This window comes from Novosphingobium sp. B-7, from assembly GCF_000410615.1.
GTDB classification, from domain to species: domain Bacteria; phylum Pseudomonadota; class Alphaproteobacteria; order Sphingomonadales; family Sphingomonadaceae; genus Novosphingobium; species Novosphingobium capsulatum.
This window is the reverse complement of sequence record NZ_APCQ01000507.1, coordinates 1-10296: the sequence shown is the minus strand read 5'-3', so window position 1 is coordinate 10296 and position 10296 is coordinate 1. Positions and strand designations below refer to the sequence as shown.

The following is a 10296-nucleotide window of genomic DNA, read 5'->3' as shown; positions in this document are numbered from 1 at the left end:
ATCGCGACGGCCACCACCGGCGCGGCCACGCGGCTGGTCGCGGCGCATGTCGGTGTCTTCGGCCGCGCGACGCACGGGTGCGGGCAGGCGTGCCGCATCTGCCAGGAAGTTTTCCGGCAGCGGCATGACATCGGGCTTCACCTTGGTGAGGCGTTCGATATCGCGCAGGTAGGGCTTTTCATCAGGCGCGCAGAAGCTGATCGCCACGCCATCGGCACCGGCGCGCGCGGTGCGGCCAATGCGGTGCACATATTGCTCGGGCACGTTGGGCAGTTCGAAGTTGAACACGTGGCTCACCCCTGAAACGTCGATCCCGCGTGCGGCAATGTCGGTTGCCACCAGCACCGGGCACGAACCCTGGCGGAACGCTTCGAGCGCGGCGGTGCGCTGCGCCTGGCTCTTGTTGCCATGGATGGCGCGGGCATCGATGCCGGCGGCCGAAAGATTGCGCGCCACGCGATCGGCACCATGCTTGGTGCGGGTGAACACGATGCCGCGATCCAGCTGCTTTTCCGCCAGCAGGCGGCGGATCGTCAGCGACAGCAGCGCCTGCTTTTCCGGCTGGTTGAGGAAGCTGACGAACTGTTCGACGCGTTCGGCCGTGGTCGATTGCGGGGCCACTTCCACGCGCACCGGGTTCTTGATGAACTGCTTGCCCAGGTCTTCGATCGACTTGGGCATGGTGGCGGAAAAGAACAGGCTCTGGCGCTTGGCCGGCAGCAGGTTGGCCACGCGCTTGAGCGCATGGATGAAGCCCAGGTCCATCATCTGGTCGGCTTCGTCGAGCACGAAGATTTCAGTGCGGCCGATGGTCAGCGCGCGGTTGTCGATCAGGTCGAGCAGGCGGCCTGGCGTGGCCACCAGGATATCGACGCCCGGCACCAGGCGGCGGGCCTGCTTGCCGATGGGAATGCCACCGAACACGCAATCGACCGTCAGGCGCAGGTTCTTGGCATAGCCCTTCATGTTGTCGGCGATCTGGGCGGCCAGTTCGCGGGTCGGCGAAAGCACCAGCATGCGGCACGACGCCGGCTTGCGCGGCTGCGGATCGGCGGCCAGGCGGTGCAGCGAGGGCAGCGCGAACGCGGCGGTCTTGCCGGTGCCGGTCTGCGCGATGCCGAGAAGATCGCGCCCTTCGAGCAGCGCGGGAATCGACTGGCGCTGGATCGGGGTGGGATCGGTGTAGCCCTTGGTTTCAAGCGCGCGGAGAATCGGCTCGGCAAGGCCAAGGTCAGAAAAATAGGACATGGAGTTCCAATGCTTTGCAATGCCTCCCATGGCCGGCCACGACAATGCGCGACAGGCCCGATGGGTGCAGGGTCGAACGTGCGACCCCTTGCGTGATAAAGGGAGGCGGGTGGGGCACGATGCGCGCAGCCGGGGCGGATCGTTTCCGTAGCGACGGTCGATCTCACGCTTGCCCGGGCCTCTGTCACCTGCCGCTGGATCGCGGCGGGCGCATCGCACCTGCTGGTCGCTCCCTTAGGGGCAATGGCCTCGATACGCAAGGAAATTGCGCTGCGCTGCACCCGGGCCTAGGGCGTGGCATGGATTCGCCCGGCCATCCTGCCCCACCCGCCAGCCCCTGCACGGGGGTGTGCAGCATCGCGCCCGATAGCGGCCTGTGCCGTGGCTGTGCCCGCACCATGGCCGAAATCACCGCATGGTACCGCGCGGGAGCGGAAGAAAAGCATGCAATCCTGGCACGTTGTGAAAAACGCCTTGCCACCGGCCACGTGGCACCCTAACCGATCGGCCACGTCACTTGGGGAGTAGCCACCGCGCGTCGCGCGCGGCGCCCAGCGTCAACATGCTTGGTCGAGAGATCATGGCGCGGGCAGAGGCAGGCCGGACACGGCCCGCTGCGGGCAAGACCAAATGGCAGTTGCGTGATTCGCTCGGCCGGGCGGAAGCACGCGCTGTCGTTTGTCTTCGTCTCGCCCGGCCCGGAACGTATCACCCATGGCACCCTTGTTCGAAGCCTTCAGCACCTCCACCGCCGTGGTCGCGCTGGCCGAAATCGGCGACAAGACCCAGCTTCTCGCCATTGTCCTGGCCACGCGGTTCAAGCGGCCAGTGCCGATCGTGCTGGGCATCCTCGCTGCCACGCTGGTCAACCATTTCCTGGCGGCCCTGGTCGGCATGGTCGCGGCCGACCTGCTCGATGGCCTGTGGTTCCGCTATGCCATTGCGGGCGGCTTCATCGCCATGGGCCTGTGGACCCTGGTGCCCGACAAGCTCGATGACGAGGACGACGCGGCGCGGCCGGCGCGCTTTGGCGCGTTCCTGACCACGGTGGTGGCGTTCTTCCTGGTGGAAATGGGCGACAAGACCCAGGTGGCGACCATCGCGCTGGGCGCGCGGTTCCACGATGCCGTGGCGGTCACGGCCGGCACCACGCTGGGCATGATGCTGGCCAATGTGCCGGCGGTGTTCCTGGGCAATGCCCTGATCGCGCGCGTGCCGATGAACCTGGTGCGCATGGTTGCCGCCGCGCTGTTCATCGTGATCGGCAGCTGGCTGCTGGCGCAGACGGCTGGTCTGGTTTGAGGGTTGGGGCGCTGCGTTGGCGCCCTTCGACAGGCTCAGGGCGAACGGGGGGCATTATCCCCCGGAACCGTTCGGGCTGAGCTTGTCGAAGCCCTTGTCGCGCGCAGCGCTTAAAACTGGGTGCGCAGCCCGTCGATCACGAATTGCGCCGCAAGGGCCGCCAGCAGCACGCCCAGCAGGCGGGTGACCACCGCCTCTACCTGCTCGCCCAGCACGCGGATGATCGGGCGGGCGGCCACCAGCGCAACAAAGCTGAGCACCATGACGACGCCCAGCGCGGCGAGCACCACTGCGGTTTCCTCGGTGCCGTGGGCGCGCGCGGTCAGCAGCATGATCGAGGCGATCGAGCCCGGCCCGGCCAGCATCGGCATGGCCATGGGAAAGACCGAGACGTCTTCCACGTGGGGCTGGGCATTGCGCACCTTTTCCGCGCGTTCCTCGCGCCGTTCGGTGCGCTTTTCGAACACCATGTCGAGTGCGATCAGGAACAGCATGATGCCGCCGGCGATGCGAAAGCTGGCGAGTTCGATGTGCAGCGCGCCGAGCAGGGCTTCGCCGAACAGGGCAAAGACCACCAGGATGCCGGTGGCGATCACGCAGGCGCGCAGCGCCATCTGCGTGGCCTGGCGCGCGCTGGCATGGGTGGTCAGCCCAGCATAGATCGGCGCGCAGCCGGGCGGATCGATCACCAGAAACAGCGTGGTGAAGGCGGACAGGAACAGTTGCAGCATGTCAGCCACCTTGGCGCTGGTCGGGGGCGGCGTCCAGATGGACAATGTCGGCCATCACGCCGTCTTTCCACTGCCAGGCGCGAAACGCGCGGCTGCCATCGGGCCGCACGGTGGATCGCCAGGCCAGGGTGCCATCGTTGGATTGCGCGGTCTGACTGTCGGACCCGGCGGGCGCGTCGTCAGCGGGAATCGCGCCAGCCAGGGGGCGCTGCACGATGGGCGCGTTCTTGGCGGGCTTGGGCGCAGGGCGATCGTCTGCGCCGGCTGGCATCGGCCGGGCCGGGCAATCGGCCACCAGGCCGATCAGGAATTCGGGCGCATCGGGCAGGCTGGCGGCCGTGCCCTCCAGCGACAGGCGCCATTGGTAGTTGCCCTTCTTGGCGTGGCGCTGCCACACCGTGGCATACCAGCCGCCGGTTCCGGTGGCGGTTTTCCAGCGGCCACGGGTGATGCCAAAGCTGCCGTCGCAGGCGATCCACGCGGCATCGGGCTGGTGCGGGTGGCCCGGCATGGCATCCTTGCGGCGCAGCAGGGGATCGGCTGCCTGGCGTGGCGGCAGGATAAGCTCGGCCCCTTCGGCCATGCTGGTGGCCAGTCCCTCGCGCGGGCCCTTGGCCTGCATGGCCTGGGCCGTAGCGATATCGGCGCCGATCAGCGCGCTGGGATTGGCGATCATCCGCACGCGTCCGCCGGCCGGCTGGGCCAGGGCGGGGGCGGCAAGGCAGAAGGCAAGCGCAAGGGCGATGCCGGGGGCACGAAGCAGCATGCCCCCGGTTCTATCGAATGCCGGCCCGTGGGCCAAGCAAGCACTTGGCAATGAAACGTTCCGCCAAGAACCGTGATCAGATCGCGTCAGGCGCCAGGGCCAGGCCGGCATGGCGATAGGCCGCCACCAGCGTGTTGCGCAGCAGCACGGCAATGGTCATCGGCCCGACCCCGCCGGGCACCGGCGTGATCGCGCCCGCCACCGCAGCGGCTTCGTCATAGGCAACGTCTCCGACCAGGCGGGTCTTGCCTTCCACGGCACCGGCCACCCGGTTGATGCCCACGTCGATCACCGTGGCGCCGGGCTTGATCCAGTCACCCCGGATCATTTCCGGCCGGCCTACGGCGGCCACGACGATATCGGCGCGGCGCACCACATCGGGCAGGTTGCGGGTGCGGCTGTGCGCCACGGTCACGGTGCAGCTTTGCGCCAGCAGCAACTGGGCCATCGGCTTGCCCACGATGTTGGAGCGGCCGATGACCACGGCATCGAGCCCGGACAGATCGCCCAGCCGGTCTTGCAGCAGCATCAGGCAGCCCAGCGGCGTACACGGCACGAAGCCGGCCTGGCCCACCGCCAGCCGCCCGGCATTGGTGACGTGAAAGCCGTCAACATCCTTGTCGGGGTTGATCGTGGCGATCACCTTCTGCTCGTCAAGATGGCGGGGCAGCGGCAACTGCACCAGGATGCCATCGACGGCGGGATCGGCGTTGAGCTGTTCGACCAGGGCCAGCAGCGTCGCTTCGTCGGTATCGGCGGGCAGCTTGTGTTCGAAGCTGGCCATGCCGGCTTCCACCGTGCTCTTGCCCTTGGAGCGGACATAGACCTGGCTGGCCGGGTCTTCTCCCACCAGCACCACGGCGAGGCCGGCCTGGCGCCCGGTGGCCTGGGTGAATTCGGCCGCCAGAGTGGCGATGCGCGCGCGCAGGTTGGCCGCAAAGGCCTTTCCGTCGATTACGTTGGCAGTCATGAAATCAGTACCCCGAGGCGGCCAGGCCGTTGAGCAGGATCGACAGCAGGCGCAGCAGCACGATCAGCACCATGGGCGAAAAATCGATACCGCCGGTGTTGGGCATGAAGCGGCGGATTGGCGCCAGCAGCGGATCGAGAATGGCATTGAGCGCGCGCCAGATCGCGACGACCGCGTTGTTGCTGGTGTTGATCACGTTGAAGCTGATCAGCAGGCTCATCACGAACTGCACGATCACGACCATGCTGACAACGCTGATCAGGTAATCGATCATCTGGACAAGGGTATAGAGCAGCACGGGCGGCGTTCCTTATGGCGGCAGCGGTGCTGCGCTTTAGCCCAGGCTTGGCCCCAAGGGCAATCGGGTGAACGCCGCCCTTTTGCGCAAGATTTCGTTGGGTCTTGGCCCGCTCAGGGCGTCAAGGTGGTGCTGTCGATGTGCCAGCGCAGCTGCTCGGCGGTGGCGCCCGGCACATCGTTGACCCGGCGCAGCACCACTTCGCCGGTCAGGCGGCGGGCGCCGTCGATGATCGTGACGGGGGCGGTGTAATAGATCGATCCGGCCGCGCCTTCGGATTGGCCGGGATCGATCGTCACGCGCGGTTGCACCAGCTTGCCCCAGCGCGCGGTGAATGCCTTGGTGTCGAGCCCGCTGCCCTTGCCGTGATCGCCCCAGAACGCGCGGACCGAGGCCCAGTCGCGCGCTTCCACCGCCGTGCCCCAGGCGGCCAGCACCTTGCCCGGATCGCGCCGCGCGTTGAGCGCTGCGGCGTAGGCAGGATTGGGCGCCGGATCGGCTGCGGCTGCGTCAGTCGCGGCAGGCTTTGACGCTACATCGGGCGCGCTGCCTTCGCTCGGCAGGTCAGAAGGCGCCACGATCCAGGCCGGCGGCGTGGTTTCCGCACTGTCTGGCGCGTTGGCAGAGGCTTGCGGGGCGGGATCAGGCCGCCGGTCACATCCCGCAAGGTTGATGACGATGGCAGAGGCGAGGGCGGTGGCCATGCAGGAACGGATCATGCCCCTAACCACGCTTGGCATCGGCTTTCGTTCCATTCCCTGCCTGCCTGGCCCGTTTCGGCGCGCGCGGCTTTCAGCGATGGATCAGCGTGCCGGCGCCGCGCGCGGTGAAGATTTCCAGCAGCATAGCATGGGGCACCCGGCCATCGAGCACCACCGCCGCCTCGCACCCGGCCTCCACCGCGTGGACGCAGGTTTCCAGCTTGGGGATCATGCCGCCGCTGATCGTGCCATCGCGCGTCAGCCCGGCAATGTCGTGCGGGGTCAGGTCGGTCAGCAGGCGCTTGTCCTTGTCGAGCACGCCCGGCACGTCGGTGAGCAGGAACAACCGCGAGGCGCCGAGCTTGGCCGCGATCGCGCCAGCCATGGTATCGGCGTTGATGTTGTAGGTGTGCCCGTCCTTGCCCACGCCGATCGGCGCGATCACCGGGATGAAGCCGGCCGCGCTGGCAGTGTGGATGATGGTGGGATCGATCTCGGTCGGTTCGCCGACAAAGCCCAGATCGACCACGCGCTCGATATTGCTTTCCGGGTCCTTGGTGGTGCGTTCCACCTTGGTGGCGGTGACCAGCCCGGCGTCCTTGCCGGAAATGCCCAGCGCCTTGCCCCCGGCCGCCGCGATCCAGCTGACCAGTTCCTTGTTGATCTTGCCCGACAAGACCATCTCGGCCACTTCGGCGGTGGCGGCATCGGTCACGCGCAGGCCATCGATGAAGTGCGATTCCACGCCCAGCTTCTTGAGCATCGCGCCGATCTGCGGGCCGCCGCCGTGCACCACCACCGGGTTCACGCCCACGGCCTTGAGCAGCACGATGTCCTCGGCAAAATCGCGCGCGGCATCAGGATCGCCCATGGCGTGGCCGCCATACTTCACCACAAAGGTCTTCCCGGCATAACGCTGCAGATAGGGCAGCGCCTCGGTCAGCGTTTCCGCCTTGGCGAGCATGCTGGTGCGATAGGAGTCGGTCTGATCGATGTTCGTGGCCATGATGGCGGCGCCTTAGCCGTGTTCAGCCGAATTTGCAGTGAATATTTGCGCCGTGAAGATTTGCCTCAGGCGCGATCGAGCCGGCGCCCCAGCCGCACTGCCAGCCAGATCAGCGGCGGCACCATCAGCGTGGACAGCAGCAGCTTGGCGCCGAGCTGCCCGGTCATCAGCGCGCCGATCGGCAGCGGGTGCCCGTCGGCGCCCTTTTCGCCCCAGAACGACAGCGTGATGAAGAGCACGGTATCGGCCACCTGGCTGAGCAGGCTGGCGAGCCAGGCGCGCAGCATCAGCCGCTGCCCCTGGCCGCCGCCGATGCGGGCAAAGACATGCACGTTGAGCGTTTGCGACACGCCATAGGAAATCAGCCCCGCCAGCTGCATCCGCGCGCCCTGGCCCAGCACCGTGGCAAAGGCTTCCTGGCCCTGCCAGAACGGCGCGGGCGGCACGGCGTGGATCACCAGGGTCAGCAGCACCATCGAGACGATCAGCGGGATGAACCCCAGCCGCACCAGCGTGGTCGCGGCCTTCTGGCCATAGAGTTCGGCCGTGGTGCTGGACAGCACAACCAGCAGCAGAAAGCAGAAAATGCCCGATTCCACCGCCAGGCTGCCGACCACGGGCCAAGTGCCCAGGCTCGCGATCTTGGCCCCCAGCACGCCGGCAAGAACCACTAACCCGCCGTAAAGCAGGGAAAATACGAACAGTGCGCGGGGCAGGGAGACGGTCTGCGGCGCGGATGAAGGCATCTTTTCCATCGGTGGCCTCTATCCTGATTTTGACGCGGCGCCAAATATGGTTAGGAACGAAACCGTCTAAATCCCCCGTACGTGGAGTTGGCGATCCCGCCATGCGCATTCTTTCCAGTCTTGGCGGCATGGCGCTGCTGTTTGCCATCGCATTCCTGCTCTCCTCCAACCGCCGCGCCATTCGCTGGCGGGTGGTGCTGCCAGCCTTTGCCCTGCAGGCGGGCCTGGCCGCGCTGGTCCTGAGCTTTCCTCCGGGCAAGGCGGCGCTGCAGGGCGCGGCTAGCGCGGTGCAGCAGTTGCTGTCCTATTCGCGCGCCGGGGTGGAATTCGTGTTCGGTGATCTTGCCCGGCCCGAACTGGGCGGCAAGAGCGTGGCGATTGCTGTGCTGCCGCCGATCGTGTTCTTCGCTGCGCTGATCTCCATCCTCTATTACCTGGGCATCATGCCGCTGGTGATCCGCTGGATCGGTGGCGCGCTGGAAAAGGTGACCGGCATCAGCCGCGTGGAATCGCTGTGCGCGGCGGCCAACATCTTTGTCGGGCAAAGCGAATCGCCCTTGGTGATCCGCCCTTATCTTGCAGCGCTCTCGCCCAGCCAGGTGTTCACGGTGATGAGCGTGGGCATGGCGGGCGTGGCTGGCACGATCCTGGCCGCCTATGCCGGGCTGGGCGTGCGGGTGGATTACCTGGTCGCGGCGGCGTTCATGTCGGCACCGGGTGGGGTGTTCATGGGCAAGCTGATCATGCCTGACGTGCCCCCGCTGCACGATGCCGTTGACGCCGATGCCGACGCCGCGCTGACCAATCCGCACATCAAGCCTTCGCTGGAAGAAGCGCCGGAAGAACAGCGCCCGGCCAACCTGATCATGGCCGCCGCGCAAGGTGCGCAGACCGGGGTGAAGCTGGCCGTGGCGGTGGGCGCGATGCTGCTGGCGTTCGTGGCGCTGATCGCGCTGGCCAATGGCATGCTGGGCTGGGCGGGTGGTTTCTTCGGCCATCCCGGGCTGACCTTCCAGCAAATCCTCGCGCCGATCTTTGCGCCGGTGTTCCTGCTTTTGGGCGCGCCTAACTGGGCCGAGGCGATGCAGGCCGGCGGCCTGTTCGGCACCAAGATCGTGCTCAACGAATTCGTCGGCTTCATCGATCTGCAAGAGGCCAAGGGCCTTTCCGATCACACCATCGCGATCGTCACCTTTGCGCTGTGCGGCTTTGCCAATTTCTCGTCGATCGCCATCCAGATGGCGGTGACCGGCGGCCTGGCGCCAAACCAGCGCCCGGTGATCGCGCGGCTGGGCATCAAGGCGCTGTGCGCCGGCGCGCTGTCCAACCTGATGAGCGCGGCACTGGCGGGGCTGTTTCTGTCGCTTTGACATCAAGCCCCTCCGTCGGCCTTGCGGCCGCCACCTCCCCATCGCTGATGGGGAGGACCTGAAGATCCTCCCTGCCGAAGGCGGGGAGGGGGACCGCCGCGCAAGCGGTGGTGGAGGGGCTATGCGTTTGCCTCGCGCTTGAGTTCATAAAGCAGATCGAGCGCGGCGCGGGGTGACAGCGCATCGATATCCAGTGCGTTGAGCTTTTCGCGCAGGGCATCGACCTTGTCCTCGGCGGCCTCGATCGCGGCGGCAAACAGGGGCAGGTCGTCAAGGCCCGCAGCCAGGCCACCAGTGGCGGCGCGGCCCTTTTCCAGCTTGTCGAGCACACTGCGCGCGCGCTTGACCACGGGTTCGGGCACGCCGGCCAGGCGCGCCACGGCCAAGCCATAGGACTTGTCGGCCGGGCCTTGCGTCACTTCGTGCAGCAGGACCAGATCGCCTTTCCACTCGCGCGCGCGCACATGGTGCAGCGAGAGCGCCGGGCAGGTTTCCGCCAGGCGCTGCATCTCGTGGTAATGGGTGGCGAACAGGCAGCGGCTGCGGTTGGTTTCGTGCACGGCCTCGGCCACGGCCCAGGCCAGGGCCAGGCCATCATAGGTCGACGTGCCGCGCCCCACTTCATCGAGGATGACAAAGCTGCGCGGGCCGGCCTGTTGCAGGATCGCGGCGGTTTCGACCATTTCGACCATGAAGGTGGAGCGCCCGCGCGCCAGGTTGTCGCTGGCGCCGACACGGCTGAACAGCCGGTCGACCAGGCCCACCGTGGCATCGAGCGCGGGGACATAGCTGCCGGCCTGGGCCAGCAGCACGATCAGCGCGTTCTGGCGCAGAAACGTGGACTTGCCGCCCATGTTCGGCCCGCCGCCCAGCCACAGCCGGTCAGCCTCGGCCAGTTGGCAATCGTTGGCCACGAACCGCTCGCCCGCCTTGGCCAGCGCGGCTTCCACCACCGGGTGGCGGCCGCCGGTGATTGCCAGCACCGGTTCTTCCACCACCTGCGGCAGGCACCAGCCACCTTCGCCGGCGCGCTCGGCATGGCTGGCGGCCACGTCGATGCGGGCCAGCGCGGCGGCGGTAGCGGCAATGCCCTCGCGCGCGGCGACGGCCTGGGCGATGAGGTCTTCGAAATGGGCTTCCTCGGCGGCCAGGGCATGG

General features: G+C 67.3%; 11 protein-coding genes and 1 pseudogene. 3 read left to right on the top strand and 9 right to left on the bottom strand.

The window, feature by feature from the left end:
* Positions 1-1248, bottom strand: a 1248-nt coding sequence (locus H926_RS0106550) for a DEAD/DEAH box helicase (protein ID WP_022675605.1), incomplete at its 3' end; no start/stop codon positions are given.
* Between the two features lie 44 nt (positions 1249-1292).
* Here H926_RS0106550 and H926_RS35540 point away from each other — a divergent pair.
* Both H926_RS35540 and H926_RS0106540 read left to right on the top strand, forming a co-directional pair.
* The gene (locus H926_RS35540; protein ID WP_369974045.1) at positions 1293-1748 is read left to right on the top strand and encodes a DUF1289 domain-containing protein; all 456 of its coding nucleotides are present in this window, start codon (positions 1293-1295) and stop codon (positions 1746-1748) included.
* A 214-nt stretch (positions 1749-1962) separates the two neighbouring features.
* Positions 1963-2550: a TMEM165/GDT1 family protein gene (locus H926_RS0106540; RefSeq protein WP_022675603.1), complete on the top strand. Its 588-nt coding sequence runs from the start codon at positions 1963-1965 to the stop codon at positions 2548-2550.
* 110 nt (positions 2551-2660) lie between these two features.
* Here the strand turns inward: H926_RS0106540 and H926_RS0106535 are convergent, their stop codons facing one another.
* The 7 genes from H926_RS0106535 to H926_RS0106505 all read right to left on the bottom strand — a co-directional run bounded on the left by H926_RS0106535 (position 2661) and on the right by H926_RS0106505 (position 7768).
* Complete coding sequence (locus H926_RS0106535; RefSeq protein WP_028657678.1) at positions 2661-3281, bottom strand: MarC family protein; 621 nt, start codon at positions 3279-3281, stop codon at positions 2661-2663.
* Position 3282: 1 nt separating this feature from the next.
* Positions 3283-4047, bottom strand: a complete 765-nt coding sequence (locus H926_RS33060) for a hypothetical protein (protein ID WP_022675601.1) — start codon at positions 4045-4047, stop codon at positions 3283-3285.
* A gap of 76 nt (positions 4048-4123) precedes the next feature.
* Positions 4124-5017, bottom strand: a complete 894-nt coding sequence (gene folD / locus H926_RS0106525; RefSeq protein WP_022675600.1) for a bifunctional methylenetetrahydrofolate dehydrogenase/methenyltetrahydrofolate cyclohydrolase FolD — start codon at positions 5015-5017, stop codon at positions 4124-4126.
* A 4-nt stretch (positions 5018-5021) separates the two neighbouring features.
* On the bottom strand, positions 5022-5315 hold the full coding sequence (locus tag H926_RS0106520; RefSeq protein ID WP_022675599.1) for a YggT family protein: 294 nt from the start codon (positions 5313-5315) through the stop codon (positions 5022-5024).
* A gap of 113 nt (positions 5316-5428) precedes the next feature.
* Complete coding sequence (locus H926_RS30730; protein WP_051146273.1) at positions 5429-6019, bottom strand: hypothetical protein; 591 nt, start codon at positions 6017-6019, stop codon at positions 5429-5431.
* An 88-nt stretch (positions 6020-6107) separates the two neighbouring features.
* Positions 6108-7022 carry an acetylglutamate kinase gene (argB, locus tag H926_RS0106510; RefSeq protein WP_022675597.1) on the bottom strand — a complete coding sequence of 305 codons (915 nt, stop codon included), beginning with the start codon at positions 7020-7022 and terminating at the stop codon, positions 6108-6110.
* A gap of 65 nt (positions 7023-7087) precedes the next feature.
* Entirely contained in the window at positions 7088-7768 is a 681-nt protein-coding gene (locus H926_RS0106505) for a queuosine precursor transporter (protein WP_028657676.1), read from the bottom strand.
* 101 nt (positions 7769-7869) lie between these two features.
* Here H926_RS0106505 and H926_RS0106500 point away from each other — a divergent pair, with 101 nt between their 5' ends.
* Positions 7870-9138, top strand: a complete 1269-nt coding sequence (locus tag H926_RS0106500; RefSeq protein ID WP_022675595.1) for a NupC/NupG family nucleoside CNT transporter — start codon at positions 7870-7872, stop codon at positions 9136-9138.
* A 119-nt stretch (positions 9139-9257) separates the two neighbouring features.
* Here H926_RS0106500 and H926_RS0106495 read toward each other — a convergent pair.
* A pseudogene (locus tag H926_RS0106495) lies at positions 9258-10296 on the bottom strand (DNA mismatch repair protein MutS); the annotation flags it as partial.